Here is a 22,184-nt window from a genome sequence, read left to right on the forward strand (position 1 = left end):
CGCCGGATTTTGCATAAGCAAGTACTGATTTTCGACAAGTACGCGGCGCCAGGATGCTGGGACAATCAGGCTCGGATATCTTGGGAGCCGCATCATGGTTTACCTGCAACTTCTGGTGGTGCTGGGCGCCATTTTCCTCGGCGTGCGCATGGGCGGCATCGGCCTGGGCGTCACCGGCGGCGCCGGTCTGTTCATCCTGACTTTCGTCTTCGGCCTCAAGCCCGGCCACGCGCCGATAGACGTGATCCTGATCATCATCTCGGTCATCACCGCCTCGGCGGCGTTGCAGTCGGCCCGGGGGCTGGACTACATGGTGGGCATCGCGGCGCGCTTCTTGCGGCGCAACCCGCGCCATATCGTGCTGCTGGCGCCGCTGGTGGGCTGGCTGTCCACTTTTCTCGCCGGCACCGGCTTCATCGCGCTGGCGCTGATGCCCATCGTGGTGGAAGTGGCGGAGAAAACCGGCATCCGGCCGGAGCGGCCGTTGGCGGGCCTGACGGTGGCATCGCAAAACGCCATCGTCGCCTGCCCGGTTTCGGCGGCCACGGTGGCGCTGGCCACGGTGCTGGCGCCGCACGGCGTGGCGCTGACCGACATCATCATGATCAGCATTCCGGCCACTCTGATCGGCGCGCTGGCCGGCAGCCTGGTGATGTTGCGCTATGGCCGCGAGCTGGCCGATGATCCGGTGTATCGGCACCGGCTGGCATCGGGCGGCATCGCGCGGCCGCAGGCTGCCGGCGTGCAAGCGCTGCCGCGCACCGCGGCCTGGTCGGTGTATGGGTTTCTGTTCACGGTGGCGCTGATCGTGCTGCTGGCGGCCATGCCGCAGCTGCGTCCCGCATGGCAAGGCGCGAAGGGCCTGGAGCCGGTGGCGATGGTGGACGTGATCCAGATGTGCATGCTCAGCTATTCGGCGTTGGCGGTGCTGTTGTGCAAGGCCGACCTGCAGGCGATGGTGTCCGGCAGCATGTTCCGCTCCGGCGCGGTGGCGGCCGTCACCATCCTGGGCGCGGCGTGGATGAGCGATACCTTCATCCAGGCCAATCTGCCGTTGTTCCAGCACAATATCGTCAGCATCATCCACCAGGCGCCGTGGCTGTTCGCCTTCGCGGTGTTCACCATGGCGGTGATCCTGTTCAGCCAGGGCGCCACCACCAAGGTGATGATGCCGCTGGGGGTGTCGCTGGGGCTGGCTGCGCCGACGCTGATAGCCATCTTTCCAGCGGTGGTGGGGGTGTACGTGTTGCCGAGCTATCCCAGCCTGATCGCGGCGGTGGAGATGGATTACACCGGCAGCACCCGCATCGGCCGCTGGGTGTTCAACCACAGCTTCATCCTGCCGGGGCTGGCGACGACGGCGGCGTCGATCGCCGCCGGTTTCGCGCTGATGGCGCTGCGCGGCGTTTAGTCCTCGCTAGCCAAAACCAGGCGGGCGCGCAGGCCGGGCGCGTCCTGCTCGGCGATGGCCAGCAGGCGGTCGATATTGGGATGGCTGCCCGGCTGCGCGCGGGCGGCGGCGGTGTGCTCGGCGAACAATTCCAGTCCCTCGCGCGCGGCCTTGCGGTCGATGTGGCCGTGGCGTTTCACCAGCGCGTGGTAGACGCGCAGCGAGCCGGCGGTGCCGGGCTGGTTTTCCAGCCGGTGCACGGCTTCGCCGGCCGGGTTCAGCAGCACGATGGCGGCGACGCCGTCGGTGGCGGGCAGGGTGGACAGCTGTTCCTGGAAGGTGGTCATATCCGTTCTCCTTGTTATGTTTGCGGCTTCAGCCTATGAGAATAAGGGCAAAACATGACAGTTCCAGTACGTCTCTGTCTTTTATGTGACGGGTAATGTTAATTTGTGTTTCAGTTTGGTGCTGGCTAACTGATTTTTGCACCAGTTTGGTGCATTTCTGGCTGGTTTGATTATCAGCGCAGCGCCAAAACCCTGACTTGCCTGAGCATGGTTGGCTGGCACGGCGCTTGCTTAGTAAAGGGCAAGCTAGTGAGCGGGGCCGCAAGGTCCGCAGCGCCAGTCTGCAAAGGGGAGGACGAGAGCGGCTCAGCCGCCATTGGAACGGGGTTGTCGAAGAGGTAAGCTTCGACAACCCCGCTTCATTTTCGCGGCCTGCTCAGGGCTGCTCGCCCATCAGGTAGCGTTGGCTCATCTGTTTGAAGTGATCGCTGCCGGATTGGCGCAGCAGCTCGAACAGCACCATCTCGCGGCTGACGATCTGCGCGCCGGCCGCGCGCATCCGCGCCAGCGCCAGCTCCACGTCGGAGGCCTTGCGGCTGGACACCGCGTCCGCCACCACGAATACCTGCTTGCCGGCCTGCAGCAGTTCCAACGCGGTCTGCAGCACGCAGACATGCGCCTCCATGCCGCAGACGATGATCTGGCGCTTGTCGGTCAGCAGCGGCGGCAGACAGTCCGCCGCCACGCAGGAGAAATGCAGCTTGTCCACCGTTGGCGCTTCCGGCGCCGCCTCGCGCAGCGCCGCCGCCGTGCCGCCCAGCCCGCGCGGGTATTGCTCGGAAAACACGATGGGCAGCTGGTGATCGCGCGCGGCGGCCACCAGCCAGCGGCTGCGTTTGAGCAGGCCGTCGGCGTCGTGCACCGCCGGCAGCAGCTTGTCCTGGATGTCGACGACCAGCAGCGCGGCGTCCTGTCTTTGCATCAGCATGTTCAGCTCCGGTGGAATCGAACCGCCAGCTTAGCGCCAATGCCGGCCGCCGGCATCCTTGCCATGGCCGGAATATGCCTATGTGTTGTTTGCCTGGTCGGCCAGGTGGAGGGCGGCCATCGCGCCCAGCAAGGCGCGGCCGGGATTATCGCCGCGCAGCCATTCCTCAACCGGGAACAGATCGAACAGCCCGACCTTGAACAGGGTCGGCACGGCCAATTCCAGCTGGCGCTCCACCTCGCCGCGTTCGCCGCGGTTATAGGCGGCGATATTGACCAGCATGGCGGCGACGGTGCCGGTCTGCACCGTGCTGCCGTCGCGCAGCTTCACCGCCGGCAGGGTTTCGCCGTCGGCGATCACCTTGCTGTTGATGGCGGCCAGTTCGTTGGTGTGGGCGACGGTCTGGATGGATGGTTTCATGGTTTGGCTCCTGTTGGGTTGGGGTGAGGCCAGTATCGCGCTGGCGCGATCGGCGCGCTTTGTATAGAGTGCCAATGGATATTGAAAAAGGGCCAATATGGCAGCGGATGCGTTAATGGCTGGCGGCGTCAGGCTGACGCCGCTGAAGCGGCGGGCCGGCGACCACACCGCCATGCATGCCCATGAAGGCGGCCAGCTGACGCTGGTCCGCCGCGGCGCGCTGGAGCTGGTCGCCGCGGAGCGGCGCATGCTGCTGCCGGCGGGGTGCCTGGGCTGGCTGCCGGCCGGCTTGCCGCATGGCGCGCATTATCACGGCGACCTGGAGGGCTGGAGCCTGGAGGGGCGCGGGGCGGCGCTGGATCGGCTGCCGGCGCAGCTGCAGGCATGGAGCGGCAGCCCCCTGCTGGACGGCATCTTCCAGCGCCTGGCCGCCTGGCCGGAAGCGGGCGGCGCGGCGGCCGCGGCGCGCCTGCTGCAGGTGCTGGTGGATGAACTGGGCTGGGCCGCGCCGCACCCGTCCTGCCTGCCGTGGCCGAAGCATCCGGCGCTGCGCCGGCTGGCGCAAGATCTGCTGCGGGAGCCGGCATTGGATTGGGATCTGCAACGCTGGGCCGGCCATATCGGCATGTCGCGCCGCAGCCTGATCCGCCATTTCCGCGCCGAAACCGGCCTGGGGCTGGGCGAATGGCGCGAGCGGCTGCGGATGATGCGGGCGCAGGCGCTGCTGGCGGAGGGGAGAGCGGTGGGTTTCTGCGCGCTGGAGCTGGGCTATTGCGACAGCAGCGCCTTCATCGCCGCCTTCCGCCGCTGTTTCGGCGCGACGCCGGGCCGGTTTTTGTCGGGCTGAAAATTATATTGCTATGCACAATAAATATTTGGCATGATGGTCTGCCGGGCCACGCGGCGATCCCGCCGGCGCCCACCAACTTCGGAGACCGCCATGTCCCAGTCCTTGTCGATTCGTTCCGTCGAACCTTCCGACGCCGCCGCCATCCATCGCATCACGACCGCTCCCAGCGTGTATCCCGACACCCTGCAATTGCCGTATCAGCCTTTGTCCGCCACCGAAAAGCGGCTGAGCGAGCGGCCCGCCAACCTTTACCAACTGGTGGCCTGTAGCGGCGACGGCGAGGTGGTCGGCACCGTCGGCCTGATCGTCAACGAGGGCATGCGGGTGCGCCACAGCGCCAGCCTGTTCCTGATCGTGCGCGACGACTGGCAGGGCAAAGGGGTGGGTGGGGCCTTGATGCGCGCCATCGTCGACCTGGCCGACAACTGGCTGGGGCTGATCCGCATCGAGCTGAAGGTGGTGCATGACAATGCCCGCGCCATCGCGTTGTATGAAAAGTGCGGCTTCGAGTACGAGGGGCGGATGCGGCAGGAGCAGCTGCGCGCAGGCAAGCTTGAAGACGTGCTGGTGATGGGCCGGCTGAACTGGCCGGGGAGGGCGCAAGCATGAACGATTATCGCATCCGCCATGCCGAGCCATCCGACGCCGAGGCCTTGAACGCGCTGTTCAGCGACCCGGCGGTATTCGGTTCCATGCTGGGCCTGCCTTGCCCCGCCTTGAGCAAGCGCCGCGAATGGCTGCAGAAGCACGAGCCAGGACGAACCGTGCTGGTGGCGGTGGACGCGGCTGGCCTGGCAATCGGCTGGGCCGCGCTGATCCCGGCCCGCCGCGAGCGCCTGCTGCGCGGCGCCGAAATCGGCATCGGCGTCGCTTCCGCGCAGCATGGCCGCGGCGTCGGCTCGCTGCTGATGGCGGCGACGCTGGATTTGGCCGACAACTGGCAGGGACTGCGCCGCATCGAGCTGACGGTGTTCGCCGATAATCTGCGCGCGCAAGCCCTATACCGCAAATTCGGTTTCGTCGAAGAAGCGCGGCTGCGCGCCTATGCGCTGCGCGACGGCGTTTACCACGATGTGCTGGCGATGGCGCGGCTGCGCGAGGGGGAGTGGAAATGAGCGAATTGCGCATCCGCCATCTGGAGCCGGCCGACGCGGCCGATTTGCAAGAGTTAGCCTCGGACCCGTCGGTATACGGCAATACTCTGCAGCTGCCTTTCCCGTCTTCCGCCACCATGGCCTCGCGCATGGGCAAGTTGCTGTGCGCCGGGCGGTATCAGCTGGTTTCCCAGAACGCGGCGGGCAAGGTGGTCGGCAGCGCCGGCTTGTGGCGGCTGGACGAAGCCAGGCTGGAGCATATCGCCGGTTTGGGCATCAATGTCCACCGCGACTGGCAGCGCCGCGGCGTCGGCACGCTGCTGATGGCGGCCATGCTGGACCTGGCCGACAGCTGGATAGGCTTCGAACGGATCGAGTTGACGGTTTATCCCGACAACCAGGCGGCGCAGGCCTTGTACCGCAAGTTTGGCTTTGTCGAGGAGGCGCGGATGCGCGCGCATTCGTTCCGCAACGGCGCTTACCATGATGCCTTGCTGATGGGGCGTTTGCGTCCCGACTCCTGACTGAGGAGCGCTTAACGCAAAACAACGCCGCGAACCGGAAGGTTCGCGGCGTTGTCTTTTGGCCAGCGGGAGCGGCGGCTTACTTTTGCGCCGGCGCTTGTTGCTGCACTTGCTGGGTTTGCTCGCTGGCCATGCGGTCGCGCATCGCCTTCATGTTGGCGTAGCCGTCGCTGCCGGCCATGGCGGCGCCGGACAGCAGGATCAGGGACAGGGCGGCAAGAGTGGTTTGCTTCAGCATGGCGGTTTCCTTTATTTGTGTGTGGTGCCAGCAAGTGGTTATGGATCAAAAATATTGATGCCTTGTTCGGTTTTTGCTGGTGTCTTGTTACGGAATTCATTCTATTGCGGCTTTGAACGCGATAAAATCGAAAAGAACCGAACAAAGTGTTCAAAAAAAATGAATGAGTGGCGCAGATGAAACTGACTTTGGAAGCTCTGCAGGTATTGGATGCGATCGAGCAGCACGGCAGTTTCGCCGCGGCGGCGGAGGCTTTGTACAAAGTGCCGTCGGCCTTGACCTACACCATTCAGAAGCTGGAGCAGGGACTGGGAGTGGCGATCTACGACCGCAGCGGCCATCGCGCGCGGCTGACGCCGGCCGGCGAGCGGCTGCTGCGCGACGGCCGCCATCTGCTGGACGCCGCGCGCCAGCTGGAGCTGAGGGTCAGCAAGCAGGCTCAGGGCTGGGAGGACAAGCTGCGCATCGTGGTGGGAGACCTGGTCGGTTTCGAGCAGCTGTTGCCATCCATCGCCGATTTCGACCAACTGCAGTCCGACACCCGGCTGCAATTCATCCGCGAAAGCTTCGGCGGCATCTGGGACGCCTTGTACGACGACCGCGCCGACCTGGTGATAGGCGCGCCCAACCAGCCGCCGCCCGGCGATTATTTCACCCGCAATATCGGCGACTACGACTTCGCGCTGGTTGTGGCGGCCGGCCACCCGCTGGCCGACGCGCCCAATCCGCTGCCGCCGCATCTGCTGCGCCGCCATCGCGCGGTGGCGGTCGGCGATACCTCGCGCCGCCTGCCGGCGCGCACCGGCGGCTTGCTGGAAGGGCAGCAGGTGCTGACCGTGCACAGCAGCCAGGCCAAATTGAAGGCGATTCTGGCCGGGCTGGGCAGCGGCCACCTGCCGCGCTCGCATGTGCAGCGCTGGCTGGACAGCGGCCATCTGGTGGAGAAAGAGGAAGAGGAGAACGGCACCTTCCCGCCGATGTGCTTCGCCTGGAAACTGGAGCAGCCGGGGCGGGCGCTGCAATGGTTCGTGCAGCGGCTGGAGCGGGCGGTGGCGGACGGCGAGCTGACGATCTGAGACGTGAAACCGCCTGCCGGCGGCAGGCGGTTGGGGCTGCTTGCGCTTAGCGGTCGGACGGGATGGAATTGAACTGCGGCACCATCGGCGCCGGCTGGTTGTGCAACTGGGCGTCCATCCGGCCGCGCATCGCCCACATCACGGACAGGCCGTCGCTGCCGGCCATGGCCGATGCGGAAAGCAGCAGGAGAGACAGGGAACTGGCGAGTATGGTCTTCAACATGGCTTTATCCTTTTTGCTGTAGGAGGTCAGGCCGTGTCAAGCCGCTGTGGGCAAGTGAAGCTGGGTTGGGCAGCAGTTTGGCTCCGGTCAACGGCGCCGCGGCCTCGTGCCGAGGCGCTGATTGCAGTGTAGGCAGCGTCAGCGTCTTTGACATGTGCCCAATTGTAAACATGTTTATAGAATCAGCGCCTTAGGCGCGGCGGCTCCATGGCGGAGCCGCCGCCGGAGGCTAGATGTCCTGGCCTTCGACGATGCCGTCGTGGCTGGCCGCCTGGCGCGGCAAGATCAGGTTCAGCAGGATGGCCAGCAAGGAGCACAGGCCGACGCCGGCCAGCGCGAAGTCGCCCAGCTTCAGCGTCAGGCCGCCGATGCCGGCGGTCAGCACCACCGAGATGATCACCAGGTTGCGCGGCTCCATCAGGTCCACCTTGGCCTCGATCAGCGTCTTCAGGCCGATGGAGGCGATGGTGCCGAACAGCAGCACCATGATGCCGCCCATCACCGGCATCGGAATCGATTGCAGTAGCGCGTTGAACTTGCCGAAGAAGGCCATGCAGATGGCGAAGATGGCCGCCCAGGTCATGGTCACCGGGTTGAAGTTGCGGGTGATCATCACCGCGCCGGTCACTTCGGCGTAGGTGGTCACCGGCGGGCCGCCGATCAGGCCGGCCACGCACACGCCCAGGCCGTCGCCGGCCAGCGTGCGGTGCAGGCCGGGGGCTTTGGTGTAATCCTTGCCGGTGACGCCGCCTATCGCCATCACGCCGCCGATGTGCTCGATGGCCGGGGCGATGGCCACCGGCAGCATGAAGGCAGCTGCCGCCCAGTTGACTTCCGGGCTGTGGAAGGCGGGCGCCGCGAACCACGGCGCGGCGGCCAGTTTGGCGAAGTCCACCGCGCCGAGGAAGGCGGCCGCGATGTAGCCGACGACGACGCCGGCCAGGATGGGCACCAGCTTGAACATGCCGCGGGCGTAGATGGAGACGACGATGGTGGTGGCCAGCGAAATGGCCGCCAGCAGCAGCGAGGTTTCATACGGCAGCACCTGCTTGCCGCCGGCCTGGCCCATCGCCATGCCGGAAGCGGCGGTGGCGACCGACAGGCCGATGATCATGATCACTGGGCCGATCACCACCGACGGCAGCAACTTGTTGACCAGCGCCATGCCGCGCCAGCGCACGATGGCGGCGAACACGAAGTACATGAAGCCGGCGGCGAACAGGCCGAACATGGTCGCGCCCTGGCCCCAGGTGTGGATCGAGTAGATGATGGGGCCGATGAAGGCGAAGGAGGAGCCGAGGAAAATCGGCACCTGGCGGCCAGTGCAGGCCTGGAACAGCAGGGTGCCGAGGCCGGCGCCCAGCAGCGCCATCGCCGGATTCAGGCCGGTGAGCAGCGGCACCAGCACCAGCGCGCCGAAGGCGACGAACAGGATCTGGGCGCCGGACACCGCCAGCTTCAGTTGTTGCATCATCATTCTTCCTTGTTTTGGTTTTGTAATCTTGTCGGGCTCAGACGGCGCAATACATCACCGCCTGCGCCAGCACATTGTCGACATCGGCAGCCACCATGCTGCGGCGCTTGAAATCCTGCACCATACGCTGCACCGCCTCGTAGCATTCATAGTTCGGCTTGGCTTGGTAGCGAATGTCCACGCCCAGGCGCGCCGCCACTTTCTTCACCGTGGTCGGCTTGACGCAGACATGGACCTGCGGATCGAAGCAGGCCAGGAAGCAGCTGACGATCGGCCATTTGGCGGCGTTGGCCTTGGGGTCGGTCCGCGCCATCGCCAGCGTGTCCACATAGGCGGCGAAGCTGTCCGGGCTGAAATCATGCAACACATCGCGCAGCGCCTGGACGAAGGGCAGGTTCAGGTCGCGGTTGTCCAGGTAGTTGCGGAAGGCGATCTTCTCGAAAGTGCTGACCGTGGTGGCCAGCGAGATGATCTGGCGGCAGGCGTGGGTGGCGTCGGCCAGCTTGCCGCTGGCGAGCGCCGCGTCCAGCTTGGCGCGGGTCAGCTCGCTCTGGCACAGCGCCTCGGCCTTGGCGTAGCTTTTGTGCCGGCGGGCGAGCGTTTGCCAGTCCGGGTCCTGGAAGCCGCCGGGGAAGCGGGCGAGAAAGTCGGCGTCTATCGCGGCGTAGCGGTCCATGGCGTTCCTCGTTGCGGGCTTGCAAAAAAGCCGCCGGCTGCGGAGGCAACGGGCGGCTGATGGAAAAGCATGGCCGATCAGGCCTGCTGCTTGGTGCCGAAGATCTTGTCGCCGGCATCGCCGAGGCCGGGGATGATGTAGCCGTGCTCGTTCAGATGGCTGTCGAGCGAAGCGGCATAGATTTGCACGTCCGGGTGGGCGTCGTTGACGATCTTCACGCCTTCCGGCGCCGCCACCATCACCACCGCCTTGATGGTTTTGCAGCCGTTGCGCTTCAGGAGGTCGATGGTGGCGACCAGCGAGCCGCCGGTGGCCAGCATCGGGTCGATGATGATGGCGATGCGCTCGTCCAGATTGCCGACGAATTTTTCAAAGTAGGATACCGGCTCCAGCGTCTCTTCGTTGCGGGCCAGGCCCACCACGCTGATCTTGGCCGACGGCACCAGGTCCAGCACGCCGTCCAGCATGCCGATGCCGGCGCGCAGGATAGGCACCACGGTCACTTTCTTACCCTTGATCTGCTTGACGTCTATCTTGCCGCACCAGCCGTCGATGGAGACGGTTTCCAGCTCGAAGTCGCGGGTGGCTTCGTAAGCGAGCAGGCGCGCCAGCTCCTGGGTCAGCTGGCGGAATTTCATGGTGCTGGTGTCCGCTTCGCGCAACAGGCCCAGCTTGTGCTGGACCAGCGGGTGATCGACGATGGTGATGTTCAATTCTGGCTCCCTACCTTGGCAAAAAGCTGCTTGCCGCGGAGGTTTCGCGCGGCAAACAGCTTTCGAATACATATGACAGCGGCAGCCGCAGGGCTGCCGTGGGTGGTATGGGTGCGTATTTTAACGCTTCTCGCGCCGGGAAATCCACAGGATAAAGTCCGTTTGCGGACAAATTTGCCGCGGCGCAAACGACAAACCCGGCCAAGGCCGGGTCGGGGAGCGCGCGAAGACCGCGATTACAGGTCTTTCAGCATTTCCTGCAGTTCGCCGTTCTGGAACATCTCGTACATGATGTCGGAGCCGCCGACGAACTCGCCCTTCACGTACAGCTGCGGAATGGTCGGCCAGTTGGAGAAGTCCTTGATGCCCTGGCGGATGTCCGGGTCGCGCAGCACGTCGACGGTGAGAAAGTCCTCGACGCCGCAGGCTTTGAGGATCTGCACCGCGCGCGAGGAGAAGCCGCACTGCGGGAACTGGGCCGAGCCCTTCATGAACAGCACCACGGTGTTGGCGGCGACGGTTTGTTGAATATCTTGTTGAATCGACATGTGTGCAATCCTTAGCGTTGCGCCGGGGGGATGACGCCGCCCGGCAAATACCCGATCTTTTCAATAAGTTATTCTACGTGCGGCCACCGGGCTGGTCAATTTGCCTAAGCCTGGCGTGCCATTGCGGCAGGAACAGCCGCACTTGGCCCTCGTACAGCGCGCGGCGGCTGACCAGCCGCGAAACCGACGCCGCGACCAGCGCGGTGGCCATCAGCGGAATGATCATGCCCGAGGTGTCGGTCATTTCCATCACGATGACGAAACCGGTCATCGGCGCTCGGGTCATGCCGGCGAAAAAGCCGACCATGCCCAGCAGCACCACCATGGTCTGCGGCAAGAACGGCAGAAGCTGTGACATATTGAGGCCGAAGCCGGCGCCCACCGCCAGCGACGGCGCGAACATGCCGCCAGGCACCGCGCTGATGTGGCTGACGAACATGCTGATCAGCTTCAGCGCGCCGTAATCCTGTAGCGCCGCGCCGTGGCCTTCGATGATGTCGCGGGCGCGGAAGTAGCCGGTGCCGAAGGTGCTGCCGTGGCTGGCGATGCCTATCACCGCCAGCGCCAGGCCGCAGCCGGCGGCGAAGCGTATCGGGTAGCGGACGCGCCAGCCGTGCAGCGGGCCGGGCAACCGCTGAGACAGCGCCAGCAGCACCCGGCAGGCCAGGCCGCCGACCAGGCCGCCGATCACGCCGCATACCGGGATGGCCAGCCAGGTCTGGTTGCTGTCCATCGCCACCTGCACCACGCCGAAATAGTTGTAGTTGCCGTTGATGGCGAAGGTGGTGAGGCCGGCCACGATCACCGACAGCAGAATGGTGGAACTGGCGCGCATGTCGAAGGTGCGGCCCATTTCCTCGATGGCGAACACGATGCCGGCCAGCGGCGCGTTGAAGGCGGCGGCCACCGCGGCGGCGGCGCCGGCCAGGATGAAGCTGCGCGCGGCGCCCTCGTGGCGCAGCGCGGCCTTGCGGTTCAGCGAGTACTTGATGGCGGCGCCGACCTGGACGATGGGGCCTTCGTAGCCGAAGGTGGCGCCGGAGCTGATGCCTATCAGCGTCAGCAGCACCTTGCCGAAGGCGGCGCGCAGCGTGAAACAGGTCTCGCGCAGCTTTTCCATGCCGGGCTCCAGCGCGGCGATGGATTGCGGGATGCCGCCGCCGGCCGAGCCGGGGAAGAAGCGGTGCATGATCCAGATCGCCAGCGCCAGGCCCGCCGGGGTGATCAAGAGGCTCCAGTATGGCGAATAGGAATAGGCCTGGTAGAACAGGTCGTGAGACAGATGGCTGCCCAGCGCGAACACGTAAGCCACCACGCCGATCAGGATGGCCGCGATCCATACCGGCAGTTGCCGCCGCCATTGGGCCGCGGACAGGTAGAGATAACGCAGCTGGCGGTTCATTTTCTGCCGGCTGTTGCGGCGGCTGAGGTAGTCCTGCATCGGGTCGGTGCTCCAGGGCCGGGGGCCGGGCGAGATAGAATTATCAGGCGCTAATGTACTACGAATGCCGATCCAATACGAGAACAGCCCGCGGGCGGGGCGCTGGCGGGCTGTGTCTGAAGCGGATTGAGAGGCTTAGCCGGCGCTGCGTTCCAGTACCGCGGCGAAGAAGCCGTCGGTGTTATGCAGATGGGGTTTCAGCTCCAGGTAATCGCCGCATTGCAGCGGGATTTTCTGCTCGGCCAGCACCTCGTCCATCTTCAGCAGGCGGAAGTCGGCGTGCTCGGCCAGGAAGGCCTCGACGATGGCCTGGTTTTCCTGCGGCAGCAGGCTGCAGGTGGCGTAGACCAGGCGGCCGCCGCTCTTCACCAGCCGCGAGGCGGAGGCGAGGATGGACGCCTGCTTGGCGTTCAGTTCGGCGACGCTGTCCGGGCTCTGGCGGAATTTCAGGTCCGGATTGCGGCGCAGGGTGCCCAGGCCGGAGCAGGGGGCGTCCACCAGCACGCGGTCGGCCTTGCCGGCCAGGCGTTTCACCTTGGCGTCGTTTTCGTGCGCCAGCAGTTGCGGGTGCACATTGGACAGGCCGGAGCGGGCTTGGCGCGGTTTGAAGTTGGCCAGGCGCTTTTCCGACACGTCGAACGCATACAGGCGGCCGCTGGATGACATCTGCGCGCCCAACAGCAGCGTTTTGCCGCCGGCGCCGGCGCAGAAGTCCACCACCATTTCGCCGCGGCGCGCGCCGGTGATCAGGCCCAAGAGCTGGCTGCCCTCGTCCTGCACCTCGAACGCGCCGGCCTTGAAGAGCTCGTGTTTGGACAGCGCCGGCTTGTCTTTCAGGCGGATGCCCAACGGCGAGTACGGCGTGGCTTCGCAATGGATGCCTTCGGCGTTCAGGCGGTCCAGCAGCTCTTCGCGCTTCATCTTCAGCGTGTTGACGCGCAGGTCCAGCGGCGCCATCGACATCAGGCCCTGGCCCAGCGCCTCCACCGCGGACGGCTCCTGCTCGCCCAGGCGCTCGATCACCCATTGCGGCAGCTCTGCGCGGATTTCCAGGCTGTCTTCCAGCGTCTTGCCTTTGACCGTGCCGAGCCACTCGCGCTCGCCGGCGCTGGTGGCTTCGGTCAATTCCTTGACGTTCAGCTTGTTGAATTTCATCAGCGCCACCAGCGCCAGGCGGCGCGGCGTGGCTTTCTCCGGCGCGATCAGCGCGCGCAGCTGGATCAGGCGGCGCAACGCGCCGAAGGCGGTTTCGGCGATCAGGTGGCGGTCGGCGCCGCCCAGCTTGTTGTGCTCGCGGAAATAGGCGGACAGCACGGCGTCGGCCGGGCGGTCGAAGCGGGTCATCTGTCCGATGACGGTTTCCAGGTGTTTCAGTTGGCTATGGCTAATGTGCATTCTTGTTCAGTCTCGTCGGTTGCGGCGGCAGTTCCCACTGCAGCGCGCCATTCACTTCTATGCGGACCGCGCGCAGCTCGATCCGCTTCTTGTCGTCGATGCGCGTGATGCGCACCGGCAGGTTGGCGAAATCCGTCGCCAGCCAGAATTCGGTGGTGTCGCCGCCTCCTTTGGCCTGGAACACCGCGACCCGCATCTTGCCGGCGTTGGTGTCGTAGTCGAAGGCTCCAGTCGGCGCCATCGGGTAATCGTAGACTTTCTTGGCGGTGGTGATCTGCAGCGCCTTGTCGCCCAGATGTCCGCCCTTCAGCCCCAGCTGGAAGGCCAGGCTGTAAATGTCTTGCGCGCCGGCGCGCAGCGCCACTTGCTGTCCGGCGCCCATGCCGTAGCGCAACTGGCCGGCGGCGTAGTCGAAGCGGGCCTCTTCCTTGGCCTTGTCGCCCTCGAACGACAGCATGCTGTCCGGGCGCAGCCCGCCGGCGTCTATGCCGCCTTCCACCCGGTAGCGATAGCCGCGGGTGAACATGCGGTAGGCGAACGCCGGCGTCGCCACGGTTTCCAGCAGGTAGCGGCCATGGCCTTGCTGCCAGTTTAGCTCACCGGTTCCGGCGTAGACGCCGTTCCAGTACAGCTGGTAGCTGAGCTTGGCCGCGGCCGGGAACTTGCGCAGCGGCTGCGGCGGGTGCAGGAAGCCGGCCGGGTCTTGCGGTTTGGCCGCGTCTTCGGACGCGGTCTGCGCCGCCGCATGCCGGGTTTCCGCGTGTGGCGCGCTGGCGGACGGCGCGGGGGCGGTCTCGGCGTGTGGCGCGCTGGCGGCGCGCTCGCCTTGGCCGGCGGCGGTTTCGGCCGCGGGCGCCGACGCCGCGGCTTTCGGTTCGTCCGCCGCTTGCGAGGCGGCCGCTTTGCGCTGCGGTTTCGGCTTTGGTTTGGGTTTCGGCGCGGGTTTGGCCGCGCCGCCGGCCGGGGCCAGGTTGACGCCGGCGCCAGCTGGCGGCGCCGGGCGCGCCGCTTCTTCCAGCCCCATCGCCTGCATCTTGATGTCTATCTTTTCCAGCTTGGTGTCTTCGGCCGGCGGCAGGCTGATGGCGGGCAGCATGCCGGAGCCCAGCAGCGCGAAGTGCAGGGCCAGCGACAGAAACAGCGCGATCAATAGCAGACGGCGGCGGGACATTTAAACCTTATAGGATGGCGGCGGGGACATCAGATCGCAGGCGGCGGCCGGACCGCTGGCCACCTTGCCGTTCACGATGGAGAGCTCGCCGGCGGCGAAGCGGCGCACCGCCTCCGGATACAGCTGGTGTTCCAGCTTCAGCACGCGCGCGGCCAGGCTGTCCGGCGTGTCGCCGTCCTGCACGCTCACCGCGCCCTGGGCGACGATGGGGCCGTGGTCCAGCTCGGCGGTGACGAAGTGTACCGTGCATCCGGCCAGTTTGCAGCCCATTTCCAGCGCGCGCTCGTGGGTGTGCAGGCCGGGGAAGGCCGGCAGCAGCGACGGATGGATGTTCAGCATCCGGCCTTCGTAGCGGCGGGTGAAGCCTGCGGTCAGGATGCGCATGAAGCCGGCCAGCACCACCAGATCGGGCGCGTGGGCGTCTATCGCCTCGGCCAGCGCGGCGTCGAAGGCTTCCCGACTGGGGTAGGCCTTGTGGTCCAGCGCCGCGGTGGCGATGCCGCGCTCGGCCGCCCAGGCGAGGCCGGCCGCGTCCGGGCGGTTGGCGATCACCGCGGCGACGCGGGCGCCGGCGATGCCGGCGTTGACGATGGCCTGCATATTGGAGCCGCGGCCGGAAATCAGGATGACGATGTTTTTCATGTGCCGTTGTCTATCAGTGTTCGGATTGGCGTCCGCCAAATGACAAGCGCCGCCGGCGGGGCCAGCGGCGCGCAAAAGGCTGCGTGTGCTAAGCCTTAAGCGATCTGCGTCTGGTGCTCGTCGCCCTGGCGCTCGCGGACGGTGCCGATGCGATAGACGGTTTCGCCGGCTTCGCGCAGCAGCGCCATCGCCTGCTCGGCGTGTTCGGCCGCCACCACCACCACCATGCCGATGCCGCAGTTGAAGGTGCGGTACATCTCCTGGGTGTCCACCTTGCCTTCGCGCTGCAGCCACTGGAACAGCTTGGGCAGTTCCCAGCTCTTGGCGTCGATCTGGGCGACGGCGTTGTCCGGCAGCACGCGCGGGGTGTTCTCGGTGATGCCGCCGCCGGTGATGTGGGCCATGCCCTTGACCGGCAGGGTTTCCATCAGCTTGAGCAGCGGCTTCACGTAGATGCGGGTCGGGGCGATCACCGCGTCGCGCAGCGTCTTGCCGCCGTCGAACGGCGCGTCCAGTTCCGGCTGCGCGCGGTCGATGATCTTGCGCACCAGGCTGTAGCCGTTGGAGTGCACGCCGTTGGAGGCCAGGCCCAGCACCACGTCGCCGGCGGCGATGTCGCGGCCGGAAATCACCTTGCTCTTTTCCACCACGCCGACGGCGAAGCCAGCCAGGTCGTATTCGCCGGGCACGTACATGCCAGGCATCTCGGCGGTTTCGCCGCCGGTCAGCGCGCAGCCGGCCATCTCGCAGCCGGCGGCGATGCCCTTGATCACCTCGGTGGCCTGCGCCACGTCCAGCTTGCCGCAGGCGAAGTAGTCGAGGAAGAACAGCGGCTCGGCGCCTTGCACCAGGATGTCGTTGACGCTCATCGCCACCAGGTCGATGCCGACGGTGTCGTGGCGGTTCCAGTCGAAGGCCAGTTTCAGCTTGGTGCCGACGCCGTCGGTGCCGGATACCAGCACCGGTTCCTTGTACTTCTTGGAAATCTCCACCAGTGCGCCGAAACCGCCGATGCCGCCGAGCACTTCCGGGCGCATGGTGCGCTTGGCAAAAGGCTTGATGTTTTCGACCAGCGCGTCGCCGGCGTCGATGTCTACGCCGGCATCACGGTAACTGAGGGACGTGGTATTCAAGATAAACTCGCTTTCTGCAAACTTGAAATATTTTTACATCAAGCTTTCGCCGGTGCGAAAGCACTGTATTTTAACTGAAAAATGGCAAACAGGCTGGCAAAAGCGGCGGGCGGTTTTTCGCGGGCGGCGGCATCGCCGCGTCCGTCGCCGCCGCCGCGGCAAAAGGCGGTTCCACCGAAGGGCCGTATCGGCGTAAAATCGAACAATTGATGTCAAAACACAGCGCAGCACAGTAACTTTGGACCAGCTCGTACTCGATCTCACGCCCACGCCGCTGCCGGCCTTCGACAATTTCCTGGCCGAGCGCAACCGCGAGGTGATCACGGCCCTGACCGCCACCGAAGGCGAACGCTTCATTTATCTATGGGGCGAGCCCGGTTGCGGCAAGACCCATCTGCTGCAGGCCTGGATCGCCCACGCCGAGCGGCTGGGGCGCGCCGCCATCTATCTGGACGGCAAGGGCGACCATCTGCCGGACTTCGCGCGCGAGGCCAGCTTCATCGCGGTGGACCACGTCGACGACCTGGCGCCGGACGACCAGATCACGCTGTTCTCCTTCTACAACTCGCTGAAGGAAAGCGGCGAATCGCGGCTGCTGATGGCCGGGCGCAACCCGCCGATGGCCTTGTCGGTGCGCGACGATCTGCGCACCCGGCTGGGCTGGGGACTGGTGCTGGAAGTGAAGGCGCTGTCCGACGACGACAAGCTGGCCGCCTTGCGCAGCCACGCCGCCACGCGCCAGCTGTCGATTCCGGACGATGTCTACCGCTACCTGCTCACCCACTGGCGGCGCGACCTGTCCAGCCTGATCGGCATGATAGACATGCTGGACCGCTACTCGCTGGCGATGAGGCGGCCGATCACCGTGCCGCTGGTGAAAAACGTTTTGCAAACCGCCACCCCGGAATCATGACGACAGCCACCCCCACCCAACGCAATCTCGCCCTGTTCGATCTCGACCACACGCTGCTGGCCGGCGATTCCGACTTCGAATGGCCGCGCTTCCTGATCAAGCGCGGCATCCTGGACGCCGCCCAGTACGACGAGCGCAACAGCTATTTCTACCGCCAGTACCAGAACGGCACGCTGGACATGCAGGAGTACCTGGCTTTCATCCTGGCGCCGCTGACCCGCTTCAGCCGCGCCCAGCTGGACGAATTGCACGCCGACTATCTGGAAAACCATATCAAGCCGCTGATCCCGAACAAGGCGCGGCAACGTCTGGCGGCGCACGCGGCTGAGGGCGACCAGATCGTCATCATCACCGCCACCAACCGCTTCATCACCGGCCCGATCGCCCGCGACCTGGGCGTCGAGCACCTGATCGCCATCGAGCTGGAAGAGGACGCCGACGGCAACTTCACCGGCCGCCCGACCGGCGTGTTGAGCTTCAAGGAAGGCAAGATCACCCGCATCGAGCAATGGCTGGCCGAGCGCGGCGAAAGCTGGGACAGCTACGGCACCAGCTTCTTCTACAGCGACTCGCACAACGACCTGCCGCTGATGAAGCTGGTGGACAAGCCGGTGGCGGTGGACCCGGACGACAAGCTGCGCGCCCATGCCGAAGCGCACGGCTGGCCGGTGATCTCGCTGCGCGATTGAATTCCGGGCGCGGCCCGCTTGCCCCGGGCGCCGGCTTTGCCGCCGGCGTTGCGTTTTGACAGCCTGCCGCTCGCGTCGCAGGCTGTTTTGTCATCCGCTGTGCAGAAAGGGAAACGATGGACGCCTTGCAGGATTTCCTGCGCCGCGCCGAAGCGGTGCTGACCCGGCTGGAACCGATGCTGCCGCCGCCGCGGCGCGAGCCGGACTGGAGCGCGCAAGCCTTCCGCTGGCACCGCCAGGGCCTGGCCGGCTGGCTGGAGGCGGTGTGCGATCCGCATACGGTGGAGCTGGCGCGGCTGACCCAGGTGGACAGCCAGCGCGAGCAGCTGCTGGCCAACACCCGCCAGTTCGTCGCCGGCCTGCCGGCCAACAACGCGCTGCTGACCGGCGCGCGCGGCACCGGCAAGTCGTCGCTGGTGAAGGCGCTGCTGCCCTTGTTCGGCGCCGATGGCCTGCGGCTGATCGAGATAGACCGCGAACACTTGGCCGACCTGCCGCAGCTGGTGGAGCTGGTGGCCGGCCGGCCGGAGCGCTTCATCCTGTATTGCGACGATCTGTCGTTCGAACACGGCGACGCCGGCTACAAGGCGCTGAAGAGCGCGCTGGATGGCGGCCTCTCGCGCCGCTGCGACAACCTGCTGGTGTACGCGACGTCAAACCGCCGCCACCTGCTGGCCGAGCAGATGGCCGACAACCGCGAGGGTTGGCTGAAGGACGGCGAGATCCACCCGGGCGAGGCGGTGGAGGAGAAGGTGTCGCTGTCCGACCGCTTCGGCCTGTGGCTGTCGTTCTACCCGTTCGACCAGGACGCCTATCTGGCGGCGGTGAAGGAGTGGCTGGGCCATTTCGGCCTGAAATACGGCGACAAGGCCGAGCGCGCGGCGCTGCAATGGAGCCTGACGCGCGGCAGCCGCTCCGGCCGGGTGGCCTGGCAGTTCGCCAGCCATTGGGCCGGCAGCCAGAGGCTGGCCAAGCAGGCCGGCAAGAAATGAATCCGGGCGGCACGCGCCCATAGTCGACAGATTGAAAAGATGACGAGCAACAAGATCATAGAGGTGGTGGCCGGCGCGCTGATGCGGCCGGATGGCGGTTTCATGCTGGGCAGCCGCCCGGAGGGCAAGCCCTACGCCGGTTACTGGGAGTTTCCCGGCGGCAAGGTGGAGCCGGGCGAGACGCCGCTGGAGGCGTTGAAGCGCGAGTTTCACGAGGAAATGGGCATCATCGTCACCGCCGCCACGCCGTGGCTGACCAAGATCCACCATTACGAGCACGCGTCGGTCCACCTGCGCTTTTTCCGCATCTGGGACTGGCAGGGCGAGCCGCAGCCGCGCGAGGCGCAGTCTTTCGCCTGGCAGCGGCCGGGCCGCTACACGGTGGCGCCGATGCTGCCGGCCAACGGACCGATACTGAAATCGCTGGAGCTGCCGGCCTGCTATGCGATCACCTGCGCCGCCGAGATCGGCGTCGAGGCGCAGCTGGCGCGGCTGGTCGAGCGCGACTGGGGCATGGTGCAGGTGCGCGAGCATGGGATGGGGCATGAGGAGCTGGCCGATTTCGTCGCCCGCGCCGCCGCCATCGTCCGTCCACGCGGCGGCAAGCTGGTGGTCAACGCCGATCCGGCCTGGCTGGAAGGCTGGCCGGTGGATGGCGTGCATCTGACAGGCGCGCGGCTGGCCGCGCTGACCGCGCGGCCTGCGTTCGACTGGGTGGGCGCGTCGATACACGGCGCGGACGAATTGGCGCGCGCCGGCGAGCTGGGGCTGGACTACGCGTTGTTGAGCCCGGTGGCGCCCACCGCCAGCCATCCCGACGCGGCGTTGTTGGGTTGGGACGGCTTTGCCGCCTGCCTGGCCGGCGGCGTGCCGGTGCCGGTGTACGCGCTGGGCGGACTGACTGCCGAAGATCTGCCGCCGGCGCGCGAGCATGGCGCGCACGGCGTGGCGCTGATGCGCGGGGCCTGGCGATGACGGCCAAGCAGCGCAAGCTGCTGTGGCTGGGCGTGGCGCTGATTGTTTTCGGCGCGCTGAAGGCGGGGCTGATCTACTGGTATCTGCACAACAAACCGGCGGCGGCCAAACCGCTGACGCTGTCCTGCGACATCGGCCGCGGCGGCTGCGCCTTGCCGGGCGGGGGGCGGCTGGCGTTCTCCGCGCCGCCCGAGCACGGCCGGCCGTTCGAGCTGCGGCTGAGCGGATTGGCGGGGGAGACGCCGCCGGCGGTGGACTTTTCGATGCCGGACATGGACATGGGTTTCAACCGCTACGTCTTCGTCCGCGACGGCGCCGGCTGGAAAGCGACGGTGACGCTGCCGATGTGCGTCAGCGGCAGCCGCAACTGGGTGGCGGAGCTGAAGGACGGCAAGGCCGCCTACCGGCTGCCGTTCACTGTGCGCTAGGTGGTGCGGCCATGAAAAAAGCTCCCTTGCGGGAGCTTTTTTTACGCCTGGCTTACTTGGTGGCGGAGGCTGCCTTGTGCTCAGCCTTTTTGTGCTTTTCATGCGCGGCGCCGGAGGCGTGTTTCTTGTGCGCTTTCTTGTGGTGCGACTTCTTGTGCTCGGCCTTGTGTTCCATCTTCTTTTCGGCGGCCGGGGCGGATGCGGCCGGGGCGGCGAAAGCGGAACCAGCGAAAGCAGCAGCGATCAGAGCGGTCAGCAGTTTTTTCATGATGTTCACCTTCCTGTGTGACTTATTGGTATCGGCGTGTATGCCCTGTGCCGGGACAGGACCCGGCCATGCTCAGATCGGCGGGGAGGCGGGGAAGTTCATGAAATCGGCGCCATTTAGATGTAATTTATTGTAAATGGCATATCGGCGCCGGCTTAGCGCAGCCAGTAGCTGAGCAGCAGGCCGGCGAAAATGGCGGCGCCGACGCGGTTGTTGTCGAGGAAGGCCTTGAAGCACAGCGCGCGGTCGCGGTGGCGGATGTCGCGGTATTGCAGCGCCATCAGCGCGGCGGCAAGCGCCAGTCCCAGATAGTAGGGCCACAGCAGGCCGAGGCGCAGCCCCACGCCGGCCATCACCGCCAGGAACAGCAGGTGGAAGGCCATCACCGCGGCGACGTCGTAGTCGCCGAGCGTGATGGCCGAGGTTTTGATGCCGATCTTCAGATCGTCCGGCTTGTCGGCGATGGCGTAGGCGGTATCGTAGGCCAACACCCAGAATACGTTAGCCAGCAGCAGGATCCAGGCCAATGCGGGCACCTGGTTGGTCTGGGCGGCGAAAGCCATCGGGATGCCGAAGGAAAAGGCGATGCCCAGGTAGGCTTGCGGCATCGGGAAAAAGCGCTTGGTGAACGGGTAGCTGGCGGCGATCAGCACCGCCGGCACGCTGAGCAGCCAGGTGAGATGGTTGAGCGGCAGCACCAGCAGGAAGGACAGCAGGGCGAGGAAGGCGGCCAGCAGCAGCGCCTCTTTCTTGCTGACCGCGCCGCGGGCGAATGGCCGCTGGCTGGTGCGCGCCACATGGGCGTCGAAATCGCGGTCGGCGTAGTCGTTGATCACGCAGCCGGCCGAGCGCATCAGGAAGGTGCCCAGGCAGAAGATGGCCGCGATCAGCGCGTCGGGTTTGCCGTCGGCGGCGATCCACAGGCCCCACAGCGTCGGCCATAGCAACAGCAGGGTGCCAATGGGCTTGTCCCAGCGCATCAGCTGCTTGTAGTTGTCGTAGCGGTCGCGGAGGGTGGCGGACGAGATCACAGTAAATCCTTCAGGGCGGGCAGGAACAGTTCGGTCAGCAGCAGCGGCGAGCCGTCCAGCAGGAAGCGGCAGCGCCGCGCCGGGTAGGTCTCGGCGGCTTCGGCGGCGGCGGCTTCTACCGCCAGCGGATGGCGGCTGTCCAGCAATTGGTAATGCAGCGGCTCGCGCCGCAGCGCGGGCAATTCGCCGAACAAGGTCAGGCCCAGCGAGCGGCTGCCGCGCATCAGCACCGGCATCCAGGCGGGGCAGTCGTGGCGGGTGGCGCTGCGGGCGTACACCACCGGCGTCTCGTCCAGCGTCAGCAGCACATGGCGCGCGTACAGCGGCGCGCCGGACGGCAGATCCAGCGCCTCGGCCTCGTCGGGCAGCGCGCGGCTGTCGCCCTGGTCCAGCACCCGCACGGCGAAACGGCGGCCGCCGGCCTGCAGGCGCAGGCTGAGCGAGGCGGGCTCGGTCAGACAATCCAGTAAGGGGGCGGGCAGGACGGGCGGCGCGCAGCGCCATTGGGCATCGTTAACCATGGCGCGCATTATGCCAAAAGCCGAGCGGGCTTGTCGCTACCCGGCGCGGCCGGCTTGCCGTTATCATGAAAGCCGCGTGAACCG

The 22,184-nt window shown here is 66.2% G+C and carries 29 protein-coding genes; 11 read left to right on the forward strand and 18 right to left on the reverse strand.

The features are described 5' to 3' along the window. The first annotated feature begins 94 nt into the window (after positions 1-94). Entirely contained in the window at positions 95-1,411 is a 1,317-nt protein-coding gene (locus MY55_RS10455) for an anaerobic C4-dicarboxylate transporter family protein (protein ID WP_047238075.1), read from the forward strand. On the opposite strand, the gene MY55_RS10460 is transcribed toward MY55_RS10455, so the two are convergent. From MY55_RS10460 to MY55_RS10470, 3 genes are all read right to left on the reverse strand, one after another. Next, positions 1,408-1,737 carry a DUF2322 family protein gene (locus MY55_RS10460; RefSeq protein WP_043576456.1) on the reverse strand — a complete coding sequence of 110 codons (330 nt, stop codon included), beginning with the start codon at positions 1,735-1,737 and terminating at the stop codon, positions 1,408-1,410. The two genes, MY55_RS10455 and MY55_RS10460, sit on opposite strands and share 4 nt — an antisense overlap. Before the next feature lie 376 nt (positions 1,738-2,113). Beyond that, positions 2,114-2,665, reverse strand: a complete 552-nt coding sequence (locus MY55_RS10465; RefSeq protein ID WP_043576453.1) for a hydrolase — start codon at positions 2,663-2,665, stop codon at positions 2,114-2,116. 78 nt (positions 2,666-2,743) lie between these two features. Next, positions 2,744-3,085, reverse strand: coding sequence for a DUF7709 family protein (locus tag MY55_RS10470; protein WP_043576452.1), 342 nt, complete (start codon positions 3,083-3,085; stop codon positions 2,744-2,746). 115 nt (positions 3,086-3,200) lie between these two features. Between MY55_RS10470 and MY55_RS10475 the strand changes: the two genes are divergently transcribed. From MY55_RS10475 to MY55_RS10490, 4 genes are all read left to right on the forward strand, one after another. Next, complete coding sequence (locus MY55_RS10475; RefSeq protein WP_047238074.1) at positions 3,201-3,932, forward strand: AraC family transcriptional regulator; 732 nt, start codon at positions 3,201-3,203, stop codon at positions 3,930-3,932. A gap of 93 nt (positions 3,933-4,025) precedes the next feature. After that, positions 4,026-4,544: a GNAT family N-acetyltransferase gene (locus MY55_RS10480; RefSeq protein ID WP_043576449.1), complete on the forward strand. Its 519-nt coding sequence runs from the start codon at positions 4,026-4,028 to the stop codon at positions 4,542-4,544. Then, positions 4,541-5,050, forward strand: coding sequence for a GNAT family N-acetyltransferase (locus MY55_RS10485; protein WP_065202338.1), 510 nt, complete (start codon positions 4,541-4,543; stop codon positions 5,048-5,050). The genes MY55_RS10480 and MY55_RS10485 overlap by 4 nt, the downstream gene beginning before the upstream one ends. Next, on the forward strand, positions 5,047-5,553 hold the full coding sequence (locus MY55_RS10490; RefSeq protein ID WP_065202339.1) for a GNAT family N-acetyltransferase: 507 nt from the start codon (positions 5,047-5,049) through the stop codon (positions 5,551-5,553). Before MY55_RS10485 ends, MY55_RS10490 begins: the two co-directional genes overlap by 4 nt. A 79-nt stretch (positions 5,554-5,632) precedes the next feature. On the opposite strand, the gene MY55_RS23995 is transcribed toward MY55_RS10490, so the two are convergent. Beyond that, a complete protein-coding gene (locus MY55_RS23995) occupies positions 5,633-5,791 on the reverse strand; it encodes a hypothetical protein (RefSeq protein WP_162837607.1) in 159 nt (52 codons plus the stop codon). A 176-nt stretch (positions 5,792-5,967) separates the two neighbouring features. On the opposite strand from MY55_RS23995, the gene MY55_RS10495 reads away from it, so the two are divergent. Next, positions 5,968-6,867, forward strand: coding sequence for a LysR family transcriptional regulator (locus MY55_RS10495; protein ID WP_043576443.1), 900 nt, complete (start codon positions 5,968-5,970; stop codon positions 6,865-6,867). Positions 6,868-6,913: 46 nt separating this feature from the next. On the opposite strand, the gene MY55_RS24000 is transcribed toward MY55_RS10495, so the two are convergent. The 11 genes from MY55_RS24000 to MY55_RS23425 form a co-directional block, all read right to left on the reverse strand. After that, on the reverse strand, positions 6,914-7,090 hold the full coding sequence (locus MY55_RS24000; protein ID WP_162837606.1) for a hypothetical protein: 177 nt from the start codon (positions 7,088-7,090) through the stop codon (positions 6,914-6,916). A 229-nt stretch (positions 7,091-7,319) separates the two neighbouring features. Further along, a complete protein-coding gene (locus tag MY55_RS10500; RefSeq protein WP_099049638.1) occupies positions 7,320-8,561 on the reverse strand; it encodes a uracil-xanthine permease family protein in 1,242 nt (413 codons plus the stop codon). A 40-nt stretch (positions 8,562-8,601) separates the two neighbouring features. Continuing rightward, positions 8,602-9,240, reverse strand: coding sequence for a hypothetical protein (locus tag MY55_RS10505; protein WP_065202341.1), 639 nt, complete (start codon positions 9,238-9,240; stop codon positions 8,602-8,604). A 77-nt stretch (positions 9,241-9,317) separates the two neighbouring features. Next, the gene (upp, locus tag MY55_RS10510; RefSeq protein ID WP_047243261.1) at positions 9,318-9,953 is read right to left on the reverse strand and encodes a uracil phosphoribosyltransferase; all 636 of its coding nucleotides are present in this window, start codon (positions 9,951-9,953) and stop codon (positions 9,318-9,320) included. Between the two features lie 236 nt (positions 9,954-10,189). Next, positions 10,190-10,501 carry a Grx4 family monothiol glutaredoxin gene (grxD, locus tag MY55_RS10515; RefSeq protein WP_043576435.1) on the reverse strand — a complete coding sequence of 104 codons (312 nt, stop codon included), beginning with the start codon at positions 10,499-10,501 and terminating at the stop codon, positions 10,190-10,192. Between the two features lie 73 nt (positions 10,502-10,574). Then, complete coding sequence (locus MY55_RS10520; protein ID WP_047238071.1) at positions 10,575-11,942, reverse strand: chloride channel protein; 1,368 nt, start codon at positions 11,940-11,942, stop codon at positions 10,575-10,577. 135 nt (positions 11,943-12,077) lie between these two features. Further along, a complete protein-coding gene (locus MY55_RS10525) occupies positions 12,078-13,331 on the reverse strand; it encodes an RsmB/NOP family class I SAM-dependent RNA methyltransferase (RefSeq protein ID WP_197465963.1) in 1,254 nt (417 codons plus the stop codon). Further along, on the reverse strand, positions 13,327-14,508 hold the full coding sequence (locus MY55_RS10530) for a DUF3108 domain-containing protein (RefSeq protein ID WP_065202342.1): 1,182 nt from the start codon (positions 14,506-14,508) through the stop codon (positions 13,327-13,329). Before MY55_RS10530 ends, MY55_RS10525 begins: the two co-directional genes overlap by 5 nt. Then, a complete protein-coding gene (purN, locus tag MY55_RS10535) occupies positions 14,509-15,150 on the reverse strand; it encodes a phosphoribosylglycinamide formyltransferase (RefSeq protein ID WP_047238580.1) in 642 nt (213 codons plus the stop codon). 95 nt (positions 15,151-15,245) lie between these two features. Then, entirely contained in the window at positions 15,246-16,283 is a 1,038-nt protein-coding gene (purM, locus tag MY55_RS10540) for a phosphoribosylformylglycinamidine cyclo-ligase (protein ID WP_065202343.1), read from the reverse strand. 38 nt (positions 16,284-16,321) lie between these two features. Beyond that, positions 16,322-16,489: a hypothetical protein gene (locus MY55_RS23425; RefSeq protein ID WP_155419454.1), complete on the reverse strand. Its 168-nt coding sequence runs from the start codon at positions 16,487-16,489 to the stop codon at positions 16,322-16,324. A 32-nt stretch (positions 16,490-16,521) separates the two neighbouring features. Here MY55_RS23425 and hda point away from each other — a divergent pair, with 32 nt between their 5' ends. The 5 genes from hda to MY55_RS10565 all read left to right on the forward strand — a co-directional run bounded on the left by hda (position 16,522) and on the right by MY55_RS10565 (position 20,280). Next, on the forward strand, positions 16,522-17,196 hold the full coding sequence (gene hda / locus MY55_RS10545) for a DnaA regulatory inactivator Hda (RefSeq protein ID WP_043576426.1): 675 nt from the start codon (positions 16,522-16,524) through the stop codon (positions 17,194-17,196). After that, positions 17,193-17,885: a histidinol-phosphatase gene (locus MY55_RS10550; RefSeq protein ID WP_043576424.1), complete on the forward strand. Its 693-nt coding sequence runs from the start codon at positions 17,193-17,195 to the stop codon at positions 17,883-17,885. The genes hda and MY55_RS10550 overlap by 4 nt, the downstream gene beginning before the upstream one ends. 116 nt (positions 17,886-18,001) lie before the next feature. Then, a complete protein-coding gene (locus MY55_RS10555; protein WP_047238579.1) occupies positions 18,002-18,877 on the forward strand; it encodes an ATP-binding protein in 876 nt (291 codons plus the stop codon). A gap of 39 nt (positions 18,878-18,916) precedes the next feature. Then, positions 18,917-19,852 (forward strand): Nudix family hydrolase, encoded by a 936-nt coding sequence (locus tag MY55_RS10560; protein ID WP_043576420.1) that lies wholly within the window; start codon positions 18,917-18,919, stop codon positions 19,850-19,852. After that, on the forward strand, positions 19,849-20,280 hold the full coding sequence (locus MY55_RS10565) for a hypothetical protein (RefSeq protein WP_043576418.1): 432 nt from the start codon (positions 19,849-19,851) through the stop codon (positions 20,278-20,280). Before MY55_RS10560 ends, MY55_RS10565 begins: the two co-directional genes overlap by 4 nt. A 52-nt stretch (positions 20,281-20,332) precedes the next feature. On the opposite strand, the gene MY55_RS10570 is transcribed toward MY55_RS10565, so the two are convergent. The 3 genes from MY55_RS10570 to MY55_RS24065 all read right to left on the reverse strand — a co-directional run bounded on the left by MY55_RS10570 (position 20,333) and on the right by MY55_RS24065 (position 22,100). Next, positions 20,333-20,548, reverse strand: coding sequence for a hypothetical protein (locus tag MY55_RS10570; protein WP_047238905.1), 216 nt, complete (start codon positions 20,546-20,548; stop codon positions 20,333-20,335). A 155-nt stretch (positions 20,549-20,703) separates the two neighbouring features. Beyond that, positions 20,704-21,576, reverse strand: coding sequence for a 4-hydroxybenzoate octaprenyltransferase (gene ubiA / locus MY55_RS24060; RefSeq protein WP_043576721.1), 873 nt, complete (start codon positions 21,574-21,576; stop codon positions 20,704-20,706). Further along, entirely contained in the window at positions 21,576-22,100 is a 525-nt protein-coding gene (locus MY55_RS24065; protein WP_244270676.1) for a chorismate--pyruvate lyase family protein, read from the reverse strand. Before MY55_RS24065 ends, ubiA begins: the two co-directional genes overlap by 1 nt. Between the last annotated feature and the right edge of the window lie 84 nt (positions 22,101-22,184).

The organism is Chromobacterium subtsugae (assembly GCF_001676875.1).
GTDB classification, from domain to species: domain Bacteria; phylum Pseudomonadota; class Gammaproteobacteria; order Burkholderiales; family Chromobacteriaceae; genus Chromobacterium; species Chromobacterium subtsugae.

What these genes read in the sequence shown, in the direction of transcription:
- MY55_RS10550 (WP_043576424.1), top strand. Translation starts at nt 17,193, where the DNA reads ATGACGACAGCCACCCCCACCCAACGCAATCTCGCCCTGTTCGATCTC.
- MY55_RS10520 (WP_047238071.1), bottom strand. Translation starts at nt 11,942, where the DNA reads ATGCAGGACTACCTCAGCCGCCGCAACAGCCGGCAGAAAATGAACCGC.
- MY55_RS10465 (WP_043576453.1), bottom strand. Translation starts at nt 2,665, where the DNA reads ATGCTGATGCAAAGACAGGACGCCGCGCTGCTGGTCGTCGACATCCAG.
- MY55_RS10485 (WP_065202338.1), top strand. Translation starts at nt 4,541, where the DNA reads ATGAACGATTATCGCATCCGCCATGCCGAGCCATCCGACGCCGAGGCC.
- MY55_RS10480 (WP_043576449.1), top strand. Translation starts at nt 4,026, where the DNA reads ATGTCCCAGTCCTTGTCGATTCGTTCCGTCGAACCTTCCGACGCCGCC.
- MY55_RS10455 (WP_047238075.1), top strand. Translation starts at nt 95, where the DNA reads ATGGTTTACCTGCAACTTCTGGTGGTGCTGGGCGCCATTTTCCTCGGC.
- purN (WP_047238580.1), bottom strand. Translation starts at nt 15,150, where the DNA reads ATGAAAAACATCGTCATCCTGATTTCCGGCCGCGGCTCCAATATGCAG.
- MY55_RS10560 (WP_043576420.1), top strand. Translation starts at nt 18,917, where the DNA reads ATGACGAGCAACAAGATCATAGAGGTGGTGGCCGGCGCGCTGATGCGG.
- MY55_RS10565 (WP_043576418.1), top strand. Translation starts at nt 19,849, where the DNA reads ATGACGGCCAAGCAGCGCAAGCTGCTGTGGCTGGGCGTGGCGCTGATT.
- MY55_RS10555 (WP_047238579.1), top strand. Translation starts at nt 18,002, where the DNA reads ATGGACGCCTTGCAGGATTTCCTGCGCCGCGCCGAAGCGGTGCTGACC.
- MY55_RS10470 (WP_043576452.1), bottom strand. Translation starts at nt 3,085, where the DNA reads ATGAAACCATCCATCCAGACCGTCGCCCACACCAACGAACTGGCCGCC.
- MY55_RS10460 (WP_043576456.1), bottom strand. Translation starts at nt 1,737, where the DNA reads ATGACCACCTTCCAGGAACAGCTGTCCACCCTGCCCGCCACCGACGGC.
- MY55_RS10530 (WP_065202342.1), bottom strand. Translation starts at nt 14,508, where the DNA reads ATGTCCCGCCGCCGTCTGCTATTGATCGCGCTGTTTCTGTCGCTGGCC.
- MY55_RS10495 (WP_043576443.1), top strand. Translation starts at nt 5,968, where the DNA reads ATGAAACTGACTTTGGAAGCTCTGCAGGTATTGGATGCGATCGAGCAG.
- MY55_RS24065 (WP_244270676.1), bottom strand. Translation starts at nt 22,100, where the DNA reads ATGGTTAACGATGCCCAATGGCGCTGCGCGCCGCCCGTCCTGCCCGCC.
- MY55_RS23995 (WP_162837607.1), bottom strand. Translation starts at nt 5,791, where the DNA reads ATGCTGAAGCAAACCACTCTTGCCGCCCTGTCCCTGATCCTGCTGTCC.
- MY55_RS10500 (WP_099049638.1), bottom strand. Translation starts at nt 8,561, where the DNA reads ATGCAACAACTGAAGCTGGCGGTGTCCGGCGCCCAGATCCTGTTCGTC.
- MY55_RS10505 (WP_065202341.1), bottom strand. Translation starts at nt 9,240, where the DNA reads ATGGACCGCTACGCCGCGATAGACGCCGACTTTCTCGCCCGCTTCCCC.
- MY55_RS10475 (WP_047238074.1), top strand. Translation starts at nt 3,201, where the DNA reads ATGGCTGGCGGCGTCAGGCTGACGCCGCTGAAGCGGCGGGCCGGCGAC.
- grxD (WP_043576435.1), bottom strand. Translation starts at nt 10,501, where the DNA reads ATGTCGATTCAACAAGATATTCAACAAACCGTCGCCGCCAACACCGTG.
- MY55_RS24000 (WP_162837606.1), bottom strand. Translation starts at nt 7,090, where the DNA reads ATGTTGAAGACCATACTCGCCAGTTCCCTGTCTCTCCTGCTGCTTTCC.
- MY55_RS10490 (WP_065202339.1), top strand. Translation starts at nt 5,047, where the DNA reads ATGAGCGAATTGCGCATCCGCCATCTGGAGCCGGCCGACGCGGCCGAT.
- MY55_RS10570 (WP_047238905.1), bottom strand. Translation starts at nt 20,548, where the DNA reads ATGAAAAAACTGCTGACCGCTCTGATCGCTGCTGCTTTCGCTGGTTCC.